General features: G+C 61.0%; 18 protein-coding genes. 6 read left to right on the top strand and 12 right to left on the bottom strand.

What is annotated here, in order from left to right:
• The first annotated feature begins 2 nt into the window (after window positions 1-2).
• Entirely contained in the window at window positions 3-236 is a 234-nt protein-coding gene (locus ACK9YZ_RS09045) for a BolA/IbaG family iron-sulfur metabolism protein (RefSeq protein ID WP_007826248.1), read from the top strand.
• Window positions 237-374: 138 nt separating this feature from the next.
• Here ACK9YZ_RS09045 and ACK9YZ_RS09050 read toward each other — a convergent pair whose 3' ends face one another.
• Complete coding sequence (locus tag ACK9YZ_RS09050) at window positions 375-1,520, bottom strand: hypothetical protein (protein ID WP_416066327.1); 1,146 nt, start codon at window positions 1,518-1,520, stop codon at window positions 375-377.
• Between the two features lie 165 nt (window positions 1,521-1,685).
• Between ACK9YZ_RS09050 and ACK9YZ_RS09055 the strand changes: the two genes are divergently transcribed.
• The 5 genes from ACK9YZ_RS09055 to hisC all read left to right on the top strand — a co-directional run bounded on the left by ACK9YZ_RS09055 (window position 1,686) and on the right by hisC (window position 6,357).
• Entirely contained in the window at window positions 1,686-1,916 is a 231-nt protein-coding gene (locus ACK9YZ_RS09055) for a hypothetical protein (protein WP_416066328.1), read from the top strand.
• 228 nt (window positions 1,917-2,144) lie between these two features.
• Window positions 2,145-2,483 (top strand): Grx4 family monothiol glutaredoxin, encoded by a 339-nt coding sequence (gene grxD / locus ACK9YZ_RS09060; protein ID WP_216758206.1) that lies wholly within the window; start codon window positions 2,145-2,147, stop codon window positions 2,481-2,483.
• Between the two features lie 137 nt (window positions 2,484-2,620).
• Entirely contained in the window at window positions 2,621-3,868 is a 1,248-nt protein-coding gene (locus ACK9YZ_RS09065) for a multidrug effflux MFS transporter (RefSeq protein WP_216758207.1), read from the top strand.
• A gap of 118 nt (window positions 3,869-3,986) precedes the next feature.
• Window positions 3,987-5,267 (top strand): multidrug effflux MFS transporter, encoded by a 1,281-nt coding sequence (locus ACK9YZ_RS09070; protein ID WP_216758209.1) that lies wholly within the window; start codon window positions 3,987-3,989, stop codon window positions 5,265-5,267.
• A 31-nt stretch (window positions 5,268-5,298) separates the two neighbouring features.
• Window positions 5,299-6,357 carry a histidinol-phosphate transaminase gene (gene hisC, locus ACK9YZ_RS09075; protein ID WP_416066329.1) on the top strand — a complete coding sequence of 353 codons (1,059 nt, stop codon included), beginning with the start codon at window positions 5,299-5,301 and terminating at the stop codon, window positions 6,355-6,357.
• Window positions 6,358-6,361: 4 nt separating this feature from the next.
• Here hisC and ACK9YZ_RS09080 read toward each other — a convergent pair whose 3' ends face one another.
• The 11 genes from ACK9YZ_RS09080 to ACK9YZ_RS09130 form a co-directional block, all read right to left on the bottom strand.
• Window positions 6,362-7,186 carry an inositol monophosphatase family protein gene (locus ACK9YZ_RS09080; RefSeq protein WP_416066330.1) on the bottom strand — a complete coding sequence of 275 codons (825 nt, stop codon included), beginning with the start codon at window positions 7,184-7,186 and terminating at the stop codon, window positions 6,362-6,364.
• A 17-nt stretch (window positions 7,187-7,203) separates the two neighbouring features.
• Complete coding sequence (locus ACK9YZ_RS09085; RefSeq protein WP_216758214.1) at window positions 7,204-8,034, bottom strand: inositol monophosphatase family protein; 831 nt, start codon at window positions 8,032-8,034, stop codon at window positions 7,204-7,206.
• A 44-nt stretch (window positions 8,035-8,078) separates the two neighbouring features.
• Window positions 8,079-8,945, bottom strand: a complete 867-nt coding sequence (ttcA, locus tag ACK9YZ_RS09090) for a tRNA 2-thiocytidine(32) synthetase TtcA (protein ID WP_416066331.1) — start codon at window positions 8,943-8,945, stop codon at window positions 8,079-8,081.
• A gap of 60 nt (window positions 8,946-9,005) precedes the next feature.
• Window positions 9,006-9,935 carry a glutaminase gene (locus ACK9YZ_RS09095; protein WP_183735102.1) on the bottom strand — a complete coding sequence of 310 codons (930 nt, stop codon included), beginning with the start codon at window positions 9,933-9,935 and terminating at the stop codon, window positions 9,006-9,008.
• 70 nt (window positions 9,936-10,005) lie between these two features.
• Window positions 10,006-10,623, bottom strand: a complete 618-nt coding sequence (rpsD, locus tag ACK9YZ_RS09100) for a 30S ribosomal protein S4 (RefSeq protein ID WP_216758224.1) — start codon at window positions 10,621-10,623, stop codon at window positions 10,006-10,008.
• Window positions 10,624-10,848: 225 nt separating this feature from the next.
• On the bottom strand, window positions 10,849-12,363 hold the full coding sequence (locus ACK9YZ_RS09105; protein WP_416066332.1) for a helicase HerA domain-containing protein: 1,515 nt from the start codon (window positions 12,361-12,363) through the stop codon (window positions 10,849-10,851).
• Between the two features lie 109 nt (window positions 12,364-12,472).
• Window positions 12,473-13,648, bottom strand: a complete 1,176-nt coding sequence (locus ACK9YZ_RS09110; protein WP_416066333.1) for an MFS transporter — start codon at window positions 13,646-13,648, stop codon at window positions 12,473-12,475.
• A 100-nt stretch (window positions 13,649-13,748) separates the two neighbouring features.
• Window positions 13,749-14,549 (bottom strand): glutamate racemase, encoded by an 801-nt coding sequence (gene murI / locus ACK9YZ_RS09115; protein ID WP_416066334.1) that lies wholly within the window; start codon window positions 14,547-14,549, stop codon window positions 13,749-13,751.
• Window positions 14,530-15,360 carry an RNA methyltransferase gene (locus ACK9YZ_RS09120; protein ID WP_416066335.1) on the bottom strand — a complete coding sequence of 277 codons (831 nt, stop codon included), beginning with the start codon at window positions 15,358-15,360 and terminating at the stop codon, window positions 14,530-14,532. Before ACK9YZ_RS09120 ends, murI begins: the two co-directional genes overlap by 20 nt.
• 7 nt (window positions 15,361-15,367) lie before the next feature.
• Window positions 15,368-17,404, bottom strand: coding sequence for an FUSC family protein (locus tag ACK9YZ_RS09125; protein WP_416066336.1), 2,037 nt, complete (start codon window positions 17,402-17,404; stop codon window positions 15,368-15,370).
• An 84-nt stretch (window positions 17,405-17,488) separates the two neighbouring features.
• Window positions 17,489-18,031 carry a hypothetical protein gene (locus ACK9YZ_RS09130; protein ID WP_416066337.1) on the bottom strand — a complete coding sequence of 181 codons (543 nt, stop codon included), beginning with the start codon at window positions 18,029-18,031 and terminating at the stop codon, window positions 17,489-17,491.
• Window positions 18,032-18,214 lie beyond the last annotated feature (183 nt).

Raw genomic sequence — 18,214 nt, forward strand, 5'->3', positions numbered from 1 at the left:
TCATGGCCATGAAACCCGGCGATATCGAAGACATGATCAAGGCTGGGATTCCCGGTGCCAAGGTGACGATCCGCGATCTGGCAGGTGACGGCGACCACTACGCCGCCGAAGTTGTCGCGGAAGCCTTCCGCGGCAAGAGCCGCGTGCAGCAGCACCAGATGGTCTATGAGGCGCTGAAAGGAAATATGGGCGGCATCCTGCACGCCCTTGCCCTGCAGACCTCGGCACCGGATTGAAATTAGAGCTTCGTCCGACTGAAAATCTCAGATGAACAGGCCCGGCTGGAAGGCTTTCTGCCGGGTTGTTTTGTTTTGAAACGGAAGCGATCGGCTCGAAACTGTTCGACGCCTCCTCGCCTCTTTTTTGCTGAGCTCTCAGGCCGGCAGCTTGTCCTGCTCAGGATAGGCAAAGACCGAGGCCGGCATCGGGCCTGCAGTGAGCAGCGTGAAATCGAAGGAGGATTTCATGTCTGGCCCCAGCACATACTGGCGATGCACACGCAACTGATCCCCGCGGATCTTCTTATAGTGCTCCGGCGTCAGCATCTGCCGCACGCGGATATGGATCATGCTCGCCTGCGGCGCATCCGGATGGCCGGAAACGCTGACGACTGGCACCTTGTAGAAATTGATCGAGTCCGTCAGGCACTGCACATCCAGCCAGAAAATATCCGGACAACGTGCAATCAGGCCGACGCGCGAGCGCAGCAGGGTGGCAGATGACATCAGCGCACATTGCAGGATGGCGCCGCCGAGTGTTGCAAAGACCACGCGCTTGCCCTTGAAAACATCCGGCTCCCGCTCCAGCAGAATGCCGACGACATGGGCTGCGACGCTGGAGCCCATGCTGTGCGAGGAGATGACATATTCATCGGCCTCCTCGTTGAGCGCTTCGCGCATCGACGTCGCGCATTGCTCCAGCCAGTCGTTGAAATCAGGCCTGCCCATGCGTGCCAGCGCCACGGCCATTTCCCAGTCCGCGAAGAGATGCAGGGTATGGAAGCGCTCCGAGAACGGCAGGAAACCGAAGGTGAAGAAGACGGCCGCCAGCGGTGCGCTCCAGCCGACATGCCAGCCGGGAAGCCCAAGCCAGTAGTGCAGCGTCAGGATCTGCAGCGTGATCAGGATTGCAAATGCCGTCAGCAGGAAGGGAAAGATGAAGAACAGGCCGAAGCGCCAGGCGTGGCGGAAATAGCCGGCCATGCCGCCTTCCCGCACGACCTGCCAGAAGCTTAGAAAGCCTGTCGCGATCCGGCTTGCCGTATTGCCGGTGCGCAACCGCTGAACTAATTCGTTGTGGTCGAAGACATGGACGCGCGTCTGCGTCTGCCAGCCATCGGCGCTGGTGCCGACATCGAAGGAGACGTAGTGCCCATCGGCCGCAGCACCTGTGTCGACATTATAGCCCCAGACGGATGCGCTTTGCCTTGCGGTACGCTCGTACCGCGCCCGGTGCGCTGCGCCATCGAGCGGTTCGAATCCGGGGAAATGCAAGACAACCCGCCTGTCGATCAGTTTCATAGTCTTTTTCTTCTTTCAGTCGGGTTGGTGACGCCGTTGCCAGGATGACGGGTTCGCTTGAAAATACGGCGAAAAACCGGATAAAACCTTCGAGCCGTCTTGCTAAGCGAACTCTTACGGAATTCAATAGCGCAGGTGCGTTTCGATAGGATTGAGGGGGATTTTGTGGCCAATCTCGTGAATGAACTGGTATCAGGCGTCGTCAACAGCGTGCTGAAGGAAATCCTGAAGAAGACGACGGGCCGCACCACGACCAAGCGTAAGCGCCGCAGGGCAGCGTCTGCAACGACAAGTCGCACCACCCGCAAGGCAACGTCGACGAGCCGTAAGCCTGCTCGCAAGCAGGTCAGCAAGCGCCGGACGGCGGCAGGCCGCAGCCGGCAGCGCCGCGCTTAGAGGCTTTCTCCACTGCAAGCTGCAAGGCCACTTCACCGATACCGAGATTGAACGGATCAAGGTGTTTCGCCGAGGGACGTATCGCAGAGGCAACAATCTGCGCCGCTAAGTGTCGCGGATCGGTCTTTTTTTGGTTTTGGCGGGTGGAATTCCGGCCCCCACATGCTATCTAAAGAAAACGATTGAAACGGCGGGCCTTTAACCCGCCTGTTGAAAGGATTAGAGCCTATGAGCGGTATCAACGAATTCATCGGAAACGAGATCAAGAGCAACGACGTCGTCCTCTTCATGAAGGGCACGCCGCAGTTTCCGCAGTGCGGTTTCTCCGGCCAGGTCGTCCAGATCCTCGATTACCTCGGTGTCGACTATAAGGGCATCAATGTGCTCGCCGATTCGGAAATCCGCCAGGGCATCAAGGATTATTCCAACTGGCCGACGATCCCCCAGCTCTACGTCAAGGGTGAGTTCATCGGCGGCTGCGACATCGTCCGGGAAATGTTCCAAGCCGGTGAGCTCCAGCAGCATCTCCAGGAAAACGGCGTCACCGTTAAGACCGCCGTCGCCTGATCGGTCACCGGGCGTCCGTCCGGTTTCCAATTCTGTATCTTGAGTTCGAGGCGCTGCGCCAAGCAGCGCCTTGACCTGTTTATGGGAATTTCATTGTGACAGATTCATCACAAGCCATGTCCGCGGGTCGGCTGCCCATGGGCAAGCTTGAATTTATCGCGCTTGCGGCTTTCCTGATGGCCGTCAACTCGCTGGCAATCGACATCATGTTGCCAGCGCTGCAGCAGATCGGGGCCAGCCTCGGTGTCGAGAACGAAAACCATCGCCAGTATGTCGTTTCCGCCTATCTCTTCGGCTTCGGCCTTGCCCAGCTTTTCTACGGTCCGCTGTCCGACCGCTTCGGTCGCCGTGTTCCGCTGCTGATCGGCCTCGTCGTCTATATCGTCTCCGCCTTCGGCATTGCCATCGTTCCGACCTTCGCCGGCCTTCTCGCGCTCCGCTTCGTCCAGGGGCTCGGTTCGGCCGCCACCCGCGTCATTACCATCTCCATCGTCCGCGACGTCTACGGCGGCCGGCAGATGGCGGAAGTCATGTCGCTCATCATGATGGTCTTCATGATCGTGCCGGTCATTGCACCCGGCAGCGGCCAGATCATCATGCTGATCAGCACCTGGCACATGATCTTCGTCTTCATCGGCACCATGGCGACGGCCGTCGGCACGTGGATGTATCTGCGCCTGCCGGAAACGCTTGATCCCGCCAATGTCCGTCCGTTCACGGTCCGCTCGGTGGCGCAGGGCTTTGCGATCTTCTTTTCCAACCGCATCGCCCTCTGTTACACCATTGCCAGCACGATCCTCTTCGGCGCGTTGTTCGGCTTCATCAACTCCGCTCAGCAGATCTATGTCGGCATCTACGGGCTCGGCGCCTATATGCCCGTCGCCTTTGCCGGAGTGGCGCTGTTCATGGCCTTCTCGTCCTTCATCAATTCGCAGCTGGTCGGCCGCTTCGGCATGCGCCGCCTGTCGCACGCCTCGATCCTCGGTTTCTGCGGCTTGAGCTTCATCTGGCTGATGGTGCAGATATCGGGGCCGCAGCCGATGCCTTTCCCGATCTTCATCGTGTTCTTCGCACTGGTCATGTTCCAGTTCGGCTGGATCGGCTCCAACTTCAACTCGCTCGCCATGGAGCCGCTGGGTCACCTTGCCGGCACCGCCTCCTCGGTGATCGGCTTCATGAGCACGATCGGCGGCGCATTGATCGGAGCCCTGATCGGGCAAGCCTTTGACGGCACGGCGACGCCGATGATCGCTGGCTACTTCGCGGTCTCGCTTGTCGGCATCGTCTTCGTGCTGATCGCCGAAAAGGGCCGGCTGTTCAGACCGCAGCATGCGCCGCTGTCGAAGGACGCATCGCTTTCCAGCTTCACTGATATTGGCCACTGATATCAGGCTGAGGCTTTCAGACACATCAGGCGGCGAGGCGTCTTGGTAGGAGCCTGCCGCATCCCGCATCAATTCGGCCGCTTTTGCGTCCGTTCTTCTGTCATTCAGGGGGATTCGAATGACTCCGACGCACAAACCGCACACGGAAAATCAGGGTTCTGCCCGCATCGGCATGGGCTTTGTCGAGTTCGTGGTGACGATCGCCATCATGACCGCCAGCATCGCTATGGCGATTGACAGCATGTTGCCGGCGCTGCCCAATATCGGCCATTCGCTGGGTGTCACCAGCAACAATGACGCACAGCTCGTCATCGGCGTCTTCTTCTTGGGATTTGGCGCCTCGCAGATCGTCTTCGGCAGCCTCTCGGATGCCTTCGGCCGCCGCAACATCCTGCTCGGCGGTCTGGTCTGCTACGTGGTTGGCATGTTTGCGGCAGCTGCGACCGGCAGCTTCGAAATGCTGCTGATCATGCGCTTCGTTCAGGGCATCGGCGGTGCGGCCGTGCGCATCACCACCATGGCGATCGTCCGTGACTGCTTCGGCGGCCGTGAGATGGCTCGTGTCATGTCCTATGTCATGATCGTCTTCATGATCGTGCCGATCGTCGCCCCCTCGGTCGGCCAGCTCATCATCACCTATGCCCACTGGAACTGGATCTTCATCCTGCTGGGCATCGTTGCGACGATCCTTTTCGTCTGGGCGCTGCTGCGCCTGAAGGAATCCCTGCCGCCGGAGGAGCGCATCCCGCTGTCTTTCGGCGCCGTTGTTGATGGTTTCAAGACGGTGCTGACCAACCGCATCACCTGCGGCTACATGATCGGGTTGACCATGTTCACCGGCGTCATCAGCGCCTATGTGATCTCCGTGCAGCAGGTCTTCGGCGAGGTTTACGGTCTCGGCGACTGGCTGCCGATTGCCTTTGCGGCAACAGCGGGCGGCATCGCTGTCGCCAACTTCCTGAACGGCATGTTGGTGCGCACTTTCGGCATGCGCCGGATCTCGCATGCAGCCATGCTGCTGTTCACCATCATCTCGGCGATCGGCTTCGTGGCGGCGCTCGGCGGCAAGCCGTCCTTCGCCTTCTCATATGCGCTCTTCTCGATCCTCTTGATGATGTTTGCGGTGATCGCCACCAACTTTACGGCGATCAGCCTGGAACCGATGGGCAATCTCGCCGGCACGGCAACGGCCGTCACAGGCTTCGTGTCGACGACCTTCGGCGCTATCATCGGCGGCGGCGTCGGCCAGCTCTTCAACGGCACCGTCCAGCCGCTCTTCGGCGGCTTTGCGCTCTTCGGCGCCGTTACCGTCGTCATGGTGCTTTGGGCGGAAAAGGGCAAGCTTTTCACCCATCCCGGCGACAGCCCGCAGATCGACCCCGGTGCCGTTCACATGTAATGCTGCAGCAGGCATAAATTGGAAAATCGCGATGAGCCGTTTCTGGAGCCCCATTGTCCATTCCTTGACGCCCTACGTGGCGGGCGAACAGCCTGTCATCGACGGCCTGGTCAAGCTCAACACCAATGAGAACCCCTACGGCCCATCGCCCCGTGCGCTGGCGGCGATTTCGGAAGCCGTCAACGACACGCTGCGGCTTTATCCCGAGCCGACAGGCCTCAAGCTTCGCAAGGCGATTGCCGCAAGCCACGATCTCGATCCCGGTGAAGTCTTCGTCGGCAATGGTTCGGACGAGGTCCTGGCACACACGTTCCAGGCGCTGCTGAAGCACGAACTGCCCCTGCTCTACCCCGACATCACCTACAGCTTCTACCCGACCTATTGCGGCCTCTACGGCATCGATTTCCGCGAGATTCCGCTGGACGAAAAGATGCAGGTTCGCATCGAGGATTACCGCCAGCCCTGCGGCGCGATCATCCTGCCCAATCCGAACGCGCCGACGGGGACGGCACTGCCGCTGGCTGCGATCGAGGCGCTGTTACAGGAGCACCCGGATCAGGTCGTCGTCATCGATGAAGCCTATGTGGATTTCGGCGGCGAAAGCGCCATCCCGCTGGTGCGGAAATATCCGAACCTGCTCGTTATCCAGACCTTCTCGAAATCGCGCGGCCTCGCAGGTCTGCGTGTCGGTTTCGCCGTCGGCCAGCGGCCGCTGATCGATGCGCTGGTAAGGGTCAAGGACAGCTTCAATTCCTATCCGCTGGACAGGCTGACCCAGGCAGGCGCCGTGGCTGCCTGGGAAGATCGGGAGTGGTTCGGGAAACATTGCGAGCTGATCGTCGCAAGCCGCGAGCGCCTGATCGTCGCGCTTGGCGGGCTCGGCTTCGAAGTCCTGCCCTCATCCGCCAATTTCGTCTTCGCCCGCCATGGTACGCGCGGTGGCGCGGAACTTGCTGCGGAACTGCGCAAACGCGCGGTCCTCGTGCGGCATTTCCGCGGGGAACGCATCCAGAACTTCCTGCGCATCACCATCGGCACCGATGCCGAATGCGACAAGCTTCTGGACGCGCTGAAGCAGATCCTCGCCTGATGGCTCAGATGGTAACGACCTCGCGACGCAGGACGTCCCAGCTTTCCTTATCGGGCGTGATCAGCAGCCCGCCGCTGACATGATGCGGCAGATAGGCTGAGCCGTCGAAGCGGGCGGCATAGGCACCGGCCTCCTGGCAGATCAGCGTGCCGGCCAGATGATCCCAGGGCATCAGCTTGTTGTACATCAGGTAATGCACATGCCCGCCGGCAAAGGTGCGGTATTCATGGGCCGCACAGCGATAGTTGGTCAGGAAACGCACCTTCGCGAGATTGCCAAGAATTTCGGCGCGTTTGTCTTGCGGCAGGTAGCCGGTCGAGGCCATGCCCACCATCTGGTCGAGCGCCACAGGCTCGGCCACCCGCAGCCGCTGCGCCTCGCCATCCGGCCGTCGCAGCCAGGCGCCACCGCCCTTTTCCGCCATGACCCAGTCGTCGCCCATCGGATCATAGATGATGCCGGCAACCGTCTCGCCCTTGGAGACGACCGAGGCCATGACGCCGAAGGCCGGAATACCGGCAGCAAAGTTGAAAGTGCCGTCGACGGGATCGACGATGATGGCGAGATCCGCACCTTCGATCTTGTCGAGAAGGGCTGCATCGGCGGCGACCGATTCTTCGCCGATGAAGAGCGCTTCTGGCCAGAAGCGCGCGGCCTCCGCCTTCATCATTCTTTCGGTCTGCTCGTCCGCCTCGGTCACGAGGTCGGTCGCTTCCGTCTTGGCGCGCACATAACTGCTGCCCAGCCGGCGAAAGCGCGGCAGGATCTCGGCTTTCGCTGCCTGCCTCAAGAGATCGGCAAGCTTCATCGTATCTATGGCAGTCGTCATGGCGGTCTCCTTTCGGTTTATCGGTAGCCGACGATCTCGTTGCGGATCATTTGCCAACTTTCCTTATCGGGAGCCGAGATGATGCCGCCGGAAATTTCGCCGGGTCTGTAAGGCGTTCCGTCGAATTTCGCCGTGTGGCCGCCGGCTTCCTGATGCGTCAGCACGCCGGCCAGATGATCCCACGGCATCAGTTTAGGATGGCCGATGAAATGCAGCTTGCCCGAGGAAACCATCCAATATTCATAGGCCGAGCAATTGAAAGCGAAGGTCATGCGGGTCTTGGCCATATTGCCGGCAATGCGCGAACGGTCAGGCTCGTCCATATGGCTGAAGGACATGGCGCCGACCATGCGGCAAAGCTCGATCGGCTCTGCGACCTTTAAACGGACAGGCTCGCAATTGCGCTTGTGCTGGAAAGCGCCGGCGCCCTTGATGGAAACGACGGTATCGCCGAGTGCAGGATCGTGAATGAGGCCGGCAACCGTCTCGCCCTTGACCGTCACGGCGAGGATCGTGCCGAAGACCGGCAGGCCGGCTGCGAAATTGAAGGTGCCGTCGACGGGATCGATGACGAAGGCAAGATCGGCATCGGCAAGCGCCGGCACGACCGAACGATCCGCCTCATAGGCTTCCTCGCCGACGATGAGCGCGGCAGGAAAACGCTCGCGGATGGCGGCCGTCAGATAGGCTTCGGAGCGCAGGTCGGCCTGCGTGACGAGATCGACGGAAGATGTCTTTTCGGAAACATTGGCCGCGGCCGCATTGCGGAAGCGCGGCATGATCTCTTCTTCGGCGACGTGCCGGAGGCAATCGCCGAGAAACTCTATGTCATTGTCTGAGAAATTCATTTTGGACTCGTTGCATGGATCTGCAGAGGCTCATAGCAAGTCCATTATGACGTTTGGGTGACGGTCAGTGCAGAAAAGTCGAAAAGTTTCGGATCGAGCAGGTGCGACGGGTTCACATGCGCGAGAGCACGCAGCATCGTGTCCTTGCGGCCCGGCATGCGGCGCTCGATATCGGCGAGCATGTCCTTCATCGCATTGCGCTGCAGCCCGTCCTGCGAGCCGCAGAGATCGCAGGGAATGATCGGAAACTGCATAGCGGCCGCGAACTTCGCCATGTCGTCTTCGGCGCAATAGGCGAGCGGCCGCAGCACCATCACATTGCCTTCGTCATTCAGAAGCTTCGCCGGCATGGCGGCAAGCCGCCCGCCGTGGAAGAAGTTCATGAAGAAGGTTTCGAGAATATCCTCGCGGTGATGGCCAAGCACCAGCGCATCGCAGCCTTCTTCCTGGGCGATCCGGTAGAGATTGCCGCGGCGCAGACGCGAACAGAGCGAACAGTAAGTCGCGCCCTCAGGCACCTTTTCCTTCACGATCGAATAGGTGTCGCGATACTCGATGCGATGTTTGACGCCGATCCTGGCGAGGTATTCCGGCAGTACATTCTTCGGAAAATTCGGCTGGCCCTGATCGAGATTGCAGGCAATCAGCTCCACCGGCAGCAGGCCGCGCCATTGCAGGTCGAGCAGCAGCGCCAGCAGCCCATAGGAATCCTTGCCGCCGGAAATGCCGATCAGCCAGCGCTTTTGGTCCTTCAACATGTCGAAATCGTCGAAGGCCTGTCGCACCTGCCGTAGGAGACGTTTGCGCAGCTTGTTGAAGGAGACCGAATGCGGCGCATCGGCAAACAGCGCATGGCCGATGCCGGTTTCAGCCGTTTCCAGATCGTCGACAATATTGGCTGCGATATTCATCTTCTCGTCCAGTCTGATGTGCGCGCTCTGCTTAGCAGAAAGCCACCGCCCAACCCAGTCTCAATCGCCGAAAACGGACCAGCCGGTGCGCGCCGCCAGCATCTCCAGCGCCACCGCGCCGAGCTGCGAATTGCCGACCTTGTTCAGCCCCGGCGACCAGACGGCGATCGAGGCAATGCCCGGGGCCACCGCAAAGATACCACCACCAACGCCGCTCTTGCCCGGCAGGCCGACATGATAGGCGAAATCGCCGGAACCGTCGTAATGGCCACAGGTCAGCATCAGCGCATTGATGCGCCGCGCCCGCTTCGGCGACACGACCGAATGACCGGTCAGCGGATTGCTGCCCCGCGCCGCCAGGAACAGGCCGGCGCGAGCCAGCTGTTCGCAGGTCATGGACAGTGCGCACTGGTGGAAATAGACGCCAAGCACATGGTCGACGGGATGGTCGAGATTGCGGTAGGAGCGCATGAAGTTGGCAAGCGCAAAATTGCGATAGCCGGTCGCTGTCTCCGAACGCGCCACCTTGTCGTCGATGGTGATGGATTCATCGTCTGCGAGGTAGCGCACGAAGCGCAAAAATTCACCGATCGCCTCGCGCGGTGCATGGCCGGCCATGACGACGTCGCTGACGGCGATCGCGCCGGCATTGATGAAGGGATTGCGCGGAATGCCATGCTCATGCTCGAGCTGGACGATGGAATTGAAAGCCGAGCCCGAGGGCTCGCGGCCGACCCGCTTCCACAACCCCTCGCCCACCTTGCCAAGCGCCAGCGTCAGCATGAAGACCTTGGAAATGCTCTGGATGGAGAAGGCGACATCGGCATGGCCGACGCTGTAGACCTTGCCGTCGACGGTGATGATCGACATGCCGAACTGCTGCGGATCGACCTTGGCAAGCTCGGGAATATAGTCCGCCACCTTGCCCTCGCCGATGCGCGGCTGGATCTCTTTGTGAATGCTGTCGAGGACTGCCTGCAAATCCATGATGGCTTCTCTCCAGGTACGAAAAAGCCGCCCCGAGAGGCGGCTTTTCCAGAATGCGAAAACGCCTCGCGTATTAACGCGAATAGAATTCGACGACCAGATGCGGTTCCATGACGACCGGGTACGGAACGTCGGACAGCGTCGGAACGCGTGCGAAAGTGGCAACCATCTTGTGATGGTCGACTTCGATGTATTCCGGAACGTCACGCTCTGCGAGCGAAACAGATTCCAGAACGGTCACGAGCTGCTTGGACTTTTCACGAACTTCGATGACGTCGCCGGCCTTGCAACGGTAAGAACCGATGTTGACGCGCACACCGTTGACCGTGACGTGGCCATGGTTGACGAACTGACGGGCAGCAAAGACCGTCGGAACGAACTTGGCGCGGTAGACAATCGCGTCGAGGCGGGATTCCAGAAGACCGATCAGGTTTTCCGAGGTGTCACCCTTGCGGCGGTCAGCTTCAGCGAAGATCGCGCGGAACTGCTTCTCGCGCAGGTCACCGTAGTAACCCTTCAGCTTCTGCTTGGCGCGCAGCTGCACACCGAAGTCGGAAAGCTTGCCCTTGCGGCGCTGGCCGTGCTGGCCCGGGCCGTATTCGCGGCGGTTCACCGGGGACTTCGGACGGCCCCAGATGTTTTCGCCCATACGGCGGTCGATCTTGTACTTGGACGATTCGCGCTTGCTCATCGTATTTCCTTTCAAAGTGTTATGACGGTTTGTTACCAAACCGCGCGAAGGAAACACGCCCTCCTTTGATCCCGTTTCCAGGACCCGACAGAATCTTTCCATTCGCGAACGGACAAGATCCACGGGACATGTCAAATGAAACACCGGACATTGCTGCCCGGTGCTGGCGCGGTGTTTAGTCGGGCGTCATGAAAATGTCAACAGCGGCAAGGCGCTGAAAGCCTTTTATTCCGCGGCTTCCCGGCCATTGCTGTCATCGGGGGCATTGGCATCACCGGGTGCCGTCTGACAGCCGATGTCGGGGAAAGCCACGATGCGCTTGCCGGAGAAATCCGTATGCACGACGATGCTTCCCTGTTCCTCGAAATAACCGAGAAGCCGGCGGGCACGCCGGGCCGAATGTGTGCCGTAGGCGCGTGCGATCCGCGCATCCGACGGGCACGCGTCACCGCAGACGGCGGCCTTGGCAAGCATGAGGAACACGCCTTGCAGATCGTCGGTGACTGAGCCCGAGAGCGATAGCGCCGTCGCCCAGTTTTCCGAAGCTGCTGTCTCCGCATCGACGCCCGACCGGGAAACCGCAACACGCCGCCGGAAGTCCGGCAGCGACATCGGCGGTCCGGGAACGCGCCGCATGCGCAGCCGGACAAGAAATTCCTGATAGAGAACCGCATCCGTGCGGAAGCCGGAGCCTGGATCGTCGAGGATTTCGGCGAGCACGCCGGCCAGCCGCTCCTCGCGCTCTTCGGCTGACAGTTCCGGTTGCGCCACCCGTGGCTCGGCAGCCTGCATCGGGCTGGCGGCCGGCGTCGAGCGTGAAAGCTCGGCGAGAATATCGGTGGTCGGGCGTGGCGCCGGCGGCGCGCGCCGCACGATCGGCCGCTGGAATTCTTCCGGATCCGGCGTGAAGATCAGGTCTTCCACATCCTGAGGCGCATCCGGCAGCGGCATCAGCTTTGGGCTCGACGAGCGCGCCGAGGTCTCGACATTGCCGATCTGGATCGGCAGCGGCCGGCGCGACAAGGCCGGGCCGAGCGCCACGAAATGCCCACGCTTGAGATCTCGGAACATTTCCGCCTGGCGGCGGTCCATGCCGAGCAGATCTGCGGCGCGCGCCATGTCGATATCGAGAAAGGTGCGGCCCATCAGGAAGTTGGAGGCTTCGGCCGCGACGTTCTTCGCAAGCTTTGCCAGACGCTGCGTGGCAATGACGCCCGCAAGCCCGCGTTTACGTCCGCGGCACATCAGATTGGTCATGGCGCCAAGCGAAGCCTTGCGCGCATCTTCCGACACGTCGCCGCCGACCGAAGGCGCAAACATCTGCGCTTCGTCGACCACGACGAGAACAGGATACCAATATTCGCGATCTGCATCGAACATGCCGTTGAGGAAGGCGGCGGCGGCCCGCATCTGCTGCTCGATATCGAGACCTTCCAGCGTCAGCACGCAGGAAACGCGGTGCTGGCGGATACGGTTGGCAATGCCGGCAAGCTCGGCTTCGGTGCGCTCACCGTCGACGACGACATGGCCGTAGCGGTCGGAGAGCGTGACGAAATCACCTTCGGGATCGATGATGACCTGCTGCACCCATTGGGCGGATTGTTCCAGCAGACGACGGAGAAGATGCGATTTGCCGGAGCCGGAATTGCCCTGCACGAGCAGACGCGTCGCCAGCAGCTCCTCGATATCGAGCGTCGCCGGAGCGCCGGACGCCAGTCCCATATCGATGCCAACCTGCACGTCCAATTCCCCTTACAAATTCCCGGTCCGTCTCTAGCAGATTCGCAGGCACTGTTGTCGTCAAACCGTCAAGAACCCACAGGGAAAGTCAACCCTGGGAAATAGGGCTTCACACTGCCTCGCGCTCGATAAGCTCGCCCGCCATGTCCGTCTGCGTCGGGATCAGCAAACGGGTGCAGAGCAGGCTGACGAAAAGCGGTACCAGCAGGACCGCAAGCCCCACACGCAAGCCCAGAAGTTCGCCGAGAAAGCCTATGATCGGCGGCCCGATGAGAAAGCCGCTCAGGGCTGCGAAGGAAAGTGTCGCAACGCTTGACGCAGGCGGGCGGTCGGTGAGCGAAGCAACGGCCGTCACCGCGAGCGGAAAACCGACCGAGACGCCGACCCCGACGGCTGCAAAGCCGATAAGAGCAAGTAGTGTCACCGGTGCAAGAAGAACGATGAGCATGCCGGCAAGCGAGGCGATGCCGCAGCCGCGGGCAATCGCAACCGCGCCGAAACGGCCTTTCATGTAGTCACCGCTGAAGCGTCCCGCGGCAACCATGAAAGCGAAAACCGAATAACCAAGGCCGGTTTGCGCGCCCTCCGCATTCATCACATCGCGGAGGTAGACCGCAGACCAATCGGCGATCGCACCTTCGGTCATCGTCACGCCGAAGACGAAGGCGCAGATCCCGAGCAGAGCGAGACTGGGCGGCTTGAAGCCGGTCTTTGCCTGCGAATTCTCTGCATGGTGACTTTCCGGCAGTTTCGGCAGACGCAGGCTGGCAAGCAGCGCGGCCGGCAGGATGCCGATCGTCGTGATCAGGATCGACCAATGCGGCGAAAGCCCGATGGCGATGGCACCGACGCCGATGAGGCTGCCGGCCATGATGCCCAAGCTCCAGAAGCCATGGCAGCGGCTCATGATGATCAGCCCCGTCGCCTTCTCCGTCACGTCGGCCTCGACATTCATGCCCAGTTCGACCGTCGAAAGCGCGACCCCGACGATCATCAAGGCAAAGAACAGAAGCACGGCGCTGGGCGCGAAGGCCGGCAGCGGGACCACGGCAAGAAAGAAGATGAAACCATAGACGATCGCCATGCGCCCGCCGATGCGCGAGACGAGGCGGCCGGCAAACGGCAGCGTGATCAGCGTACCAACAGGCAATCCCAGAAGGGCTACCGCGAGATCGGCAGTGCCGAGTTCGAGCTTCGCCTGGATATCTGGAATGCGCGGCAGCCAAGCGCCAAAGGCTATCGGTTGCAGAAAGAAGATCAGCATGACAAGTCTTTGCAGCGGCACAGCGCATCCCTTTGCATCTTGAACGGCAAACACCCGCTCGCGATTCCCCGCGGCGGATCTTGCGTGATGAGACAGGGGAAATAAAGCGCGCAGTGCCTTCTCAGGCGCTCAGCCCGAAACCTTGCATCAGCCGCCGCGTGGCGAAATCCGGATTGCCTGATGTAAAGACGGCAAAGTCGAAATTATCCGGGTGAACCGAATCGGCCACCTGCGGCACCAGCGTGCGTGCGCGCCGCGCGATGGCTTCGGCCGGATCCAGCCAGTCCACCGGCCAGGGTGCCAGCCTGCGGAATAGATTGGCCATGAACGGATAATGCGTGCAGGCAAGCACGACGATATCTGTCTTGCGACTGTCCTTCTCGACGAAACACTGCTCGATCTCGGTCAGCACGGCATCGTCGGAAACGGCATCGCCGCGAATATAGGCCTCCGCCATGCGCGCCAGGTTTTCCGAGCCGACCAGCCGCACATGACACTGCTGCGCGAAGGACTGGATGAGATCACGCGTATAGGCGCGCTTGACCGTGCCGGGCGTGGCGAGCACCGAGACGAGGCCGGAACGCGTGCGCTCGGCGGCAGGCTTGATGGCGGGCACCGTGCCGACGAAGGTCATCTGCGGAAAGGCAGCGCGCAGATCCGCACCCACAAGCGTGAAGGCCGTGTTGCAGGCGATGACGCAGACTTCCGGATCATAGTCTTCGAGCAGCTTGGCGAAGAGGCCGATGATACGCTCCTTCAGCGCCTGCTCTTCCCAGCCGCCATAGGGAAAGCCGGCATCATCAGCGATATAGATGAACCCGCGCTCCGGCATCAGCATGCGCGCCTCGCGCAGCACGGTCAGCCCGCCTATGCCTGAATCGAAGACGAGGACGGGTTTCAGCTCATTCGTCGGCGCTGTCATCGGTCGGGGCACCCTTGCCGGATCTGGTGAAACCGCCTTTGCGCGGACTGTTGCGCGAAAAGCGGTCGAGGGAAGAGATGACGCCGCGCAGCACGCTGATTTCCTGTTCCGTGAATGCCCGGCGGGAGAGGACAGCGCGCAGGTTGTCGACCATTTTCGGCTTTTTCGAGGGCGGGTGGAAATAGTTGCGCGAATCCAGCGCTTCCTCGAGTTGGTCGAACAGTCCGAAAAGCTGCTCCTTGGTGGACGGGCGCTGCTCAAGCGCCTGGAACGGCACGGCTTCCAGATCCTCCATGCTCGATTTCATCCATTCATAGGACATGAGCAGCACGGCCTGGGCGATATTGAGAGAGGCAAAGGCGGGATTGACCGGGAAGGTGACGATCTCGTCGGCAAGCGCCACTTCTTCGTTGGTCAGCCCCCAGCGCTCGCGGCCGAACAGAATGCCGGTTGCCTCGCCTGCCCGGAACCGGCTGCGCAGCGTTTGCGCGGCAAAGACCGGCGAGCGCACCGGCTTGTAGTTGTCGCGGCTGCGCGCCGTCGTCGCATAGACGAAATTGAGATCGGCAATCGCCTCTTCCAGCGTGGCGAAGACCTGCGTCCCCTCGATCACGTGATCGGCCTTGGAGGCCGCAGCCTGCGCCTTTTCATTCGGCCAGCCGTCACGCGGATTGACGAGGCGCAGATCGGCAAGGCCGAAATTCGCCATGGCGCGCGCCACCATGCCGATATTCTCGCCCATCTGTGGCTCGACCAGAATGATAACCGGCCCTTCGGCCAGAAGTTGACGCTCGCTGTTCGTACCCGCCATGTGCTTCCTATTCCTGATTTACGGGCGCAATAGCTTTGCCGGCCGCAAACGGCAAGTCCTGCGTCTCCGTCGGGTAGAGCCGTTCCAGCGTCGAGCCGATCATTTCCACGGCCAGCCGCGCACCTTCCCGCCACAGCGGCAGATGGCGGCCGGTCGACCGCATCTGCTTGCGGGTAACGAGGAAACATTCCGAGCCGCGCAGTGCAACCGCATCCAGAACGCCGATATCGGCAGCGATCCTGCGCTTCAGGTCGTCGTCGACAACGTCAGCCGTGTTGTTCCGTGCCAGAATACGCGACCAATAGGTGATCGAAAGGAAGATCGCCAGCGTCTGGCGTATTTGTCCCGGCCTGGTGACAATAGACCAGGTGGAGCCGAGCGGGCGTGCGGCAAGCGTGATGTCACGGTAACAGGCGTCGACCTTCTGCGACAAGACGATCAGCTCCGGCTGGCTCTTGGCGGCTGATACGGCTGAGAGCAGCTCCTTCAGCGCCTCGAACCATTTGGCGACCGCCGTGTCGAGCGCGCTGCGCGTGCGGGCTGGTAGCACGAGGAAGGCAACCAGCGTTCCCGCAGCCGCGCCAATCAAGGTTTCCTCCAGCCGCAGCTTCAGGAGATCGAAGGTCAGGACACCCATCATGCCATAGACGAGGCAGAGCACGATCGAGATGAAGAAGGTCATCGTCGCATAGGAAATCTGCAGGAAGTAGAAGGCGAGGAAGACGCAGACGAATGCAACCATCAGCGCAATCGCCAAATGCCCCGTGAGCAGTGTCGCGAGCACCAGGCCGAAGGCAATGCCGAACAGCGTGCCGATTGACCGCTGCAACGCTTTGATCGCGGTGTCACCGCGCGAATTGGTATTGGTGAAGACGAGGAAGGACGCGAGCACGGCCCAGAACCAGCGTTCGCGCGACAGGGCGAGCCCCAGCGTCATAGCAATCGCCGCTGCCAGCGTGATCTGCAGCGCCGAGCGCATCAGTGGGTTGGTCAACGAAAAATCGATGGTGGCAGGTGTGCTAGCCTCTTCAACCGAGGCAATCTCGGCAAAATCCGTCCTGCGCCCGGTATCGATCGTTTCGACGAGCTGCCGGCGTGCCGCTACGAGCCAAAGGAGCGCCCGCGCTGTCTCGCCCTGCGGCTGGCCTTCCATATCGGCGACCGCCCTTTCCTGCGCAGACAGCACGACCTTGTCATCCTCGATGACGGCATGGACGAGCATAAAGGACGGTGCGCTTTGATAGCTGAGCACGATGGCGCTTTCGGTCGCCAGATGCGCATCGAACAGCCGGATTGCCAGTTCCGCGGCCGGTGCGGAAGCGCCATCGAAAACGCCGCCCGGTGGACGCGGAATGAAGCTCTCGGCCATCAGCACCACTTCCTTCAGCCGGTCTTCCAGTTGGCGCAGTTCCTGCCGGTCAGCCTCGTCGATCTTTCCATCTGTTGCAAGGGCACCGAGCTTGAAGAGGATCTGATTGATGCGGCCCCGCACGCTCTCCAATGAACGCAGCAGGTCGCGCCGCCAATTGTCGGGCAGAAGCACCGCCCTCACCCAATGGCTGACGAGCGCCGAGACAACAGGCCCTATCAAGACGACAGGCAATTCCCCGATCGTCGGGTGGAAGTAGGAGCCCATAAAATAGGAGGTGAAAGCGAACATGCCGATCGCAAAGCCGCGCGGGCCGTAGACGCGCGCGGATGAGGCGAGGAAGATCACCACGAGGAAGACGAAATCCGAGAGAACGCGTTGCGACTCCAAGGCCGCCGCAATACCGACGACGACAAGACTTGCAAGACACCCAAGCAGCCTGGTGATGAGCTGGCTCGCCGAGCCCTTATCGCGCACCGCGACCCCGCCTTCGATCGACAGCACGATGCCGAGACCATAGGACGCGGTCGGCAGCGGCACGATAAGCATATGGATCAAAAGCAGGATCGCGAAGGAGAGCAGGATCGACAGCGTAACCCGCGTGCCCATGCGCAGGCGCGACAGCGCCGGGTCGTTGGCAAGCAGCCAGTCTCGGAACTCAAAGCCGGAAATCACCCTTGCCAGTCCTCATGCCCGCCGGATGCGGCAAACCAGAGAGCGAGATACCGCCGCCCCGGTAAAAATCAAATCAACCCGGTGTCACTCGCCGTTGGCGATCTGCACCATGGCTTCCTTGAGCGAGATCGGTCCCTGGCCCTCTTCGCCCTGGACCATGATATCGTCGATGACGGATTTGCCGTTCTCCTCAATCACCTCGAAACGAACGGTTGTGAAGGCATCTCTGTTGGGTGCGCCTTCCATGCAGGTCGCCGCCTTGAACTTCGCCGTCACCTCTGTCGTGCCGTTGACCGGCTGGCCGCCTCTGATGGAGAGATCCTGCAGCGGGCAGGCATCCTGGCCGTTGACGATCACATCATAGTCGAAGGGTGAAATGCCATCCTCGTCGGCCGCCGGATTCTTGGCGGCTGCTCTGTATTTGTCGCCGAAGTCCTTGCTGTAGAGACGGACGAGCCTGCTCTCTTCGAAAATATCGATCCAGTCGCTGGTGTCGCTCGCCCAGTTCTTCTTCGTATCATCAATGATTTCGTTGACCGGCGCAGTGGCATCGGCCGCAAGCGAAAGGCCAGGTGCCACAGACAGGGTGACAACGAGGCCGGCAAACAGAACGGCGATCTTCTTCATGGCAAAATGTCCGGGACTCGGGGGGCTTATGCCGGCGAGACTAGCCATTTTCCTGCACTTGGCAATGGCGGCAAAAACGCTACGTCCCTGCCCGTTCTGCTTTGCGTTCCCGGCTCACAATGCTATAGCGCTCCGGACCCACATCACCCACCCGGGACAACTGTCCCTTTCTTAAGCTTACGA

The organism is Rhizobium sp. ZK1, assembly GCF_047782645.1.
In the GTDB taxonomy this organism is placed as follows: domain Bacteria; phylum Pseudomonadota; class Alphaproteobacteria; order Rhizobiales; family Rhizobiaceae; genus Rhizobium.

Coding starts and splice junctions, on each gene's coding strand:
- hisC (WP_416066329.1), top strand. CDS start 5,299: ATGAGCCGTTTCTGGAGCCCCATTGTCCATTCCTTGACGCCCTACGTG.
- murI (WP_416066334.1), bottom strand. CDS start 14,549: ATGACAGCGCCGACGAATGAGCTGAAACCCGTCCTCGTCTTCGATTCA.
- ACK9YZ_RS09045 (WP_007826248.1), top strand. CDS start 3: ATGGCCATGAAACCCGGCGATATCGAAGACATGATCAAGGCTGGGATT.
- grxD (WP_216758206.1), top strand. CDS start 2,145: ATGAGCGGTATCAACGAATTCATCGGAAACGAGATCAAGAGCAACGAC.
- ACK9YZ_RS09070 (WP_216758209.1), top strand. CDS start 3,987: ATGACTCCGACGCACAAACCGCACACGGAAAATCAGGGTTCTGCCCGC.
- ACK9YZ_RS09130 (WP_416066337.1), bottom strand. CDS start 18,031: ATGAAGAAGATCGCCGTTCTGTTTGCCGGCCTCGTTGTCACCCTGTCT.
- ACK9YZ_RS09050 (WP_416066327.1), bottom strand. CDS start 1,520: ATGAAACTGATCGACAGGCGGGTTGTCTTGCATTTCCCCGGATTCGAA.
- ACK9YZ_RS09065 (WP_216758207.1), top strand. CDS start 2,621: ATGGGCAAGCTTGAATTTATCGCGCTTGCGGCTTTCCTGATGGCCGTC.
- rpsD (WP_216758224.1), bottom strand. CDS start 10,623: ATGAGCAAGCGCGAATCGTCCAAGTACAAGATCGACCGCCGTATGGGC.
- ACK9YZ_RS09085 (WP_216758214.1), bottom strand. CDS start 8,034: ATGAATTTCTCAGACAATGACATAGAGTTTCTCGGCGATTGCCTCCGG.
- ttcA (WP_416066331.1), bottom strand. CDS start 8,945: ATGAATATCGCAGCCAATATTGTCGACGATCTGGAAACGGCTGAAACC.
- ACK9YZ_RS09080 (WP_416066330.1), bottom strand. CDS start 7,186: ATGACGACTGCCATAGATACGATGAAGCTTGCCGATCTCTTGAGGCAG.
- ACK9YZ_RS09120 (WP_416066335.1), bottom strand. CDS start 15,360: ATGGCGGGTACGAACAGCGAGCGTCAACTTCTGGCCGAAGGGCCGGTT.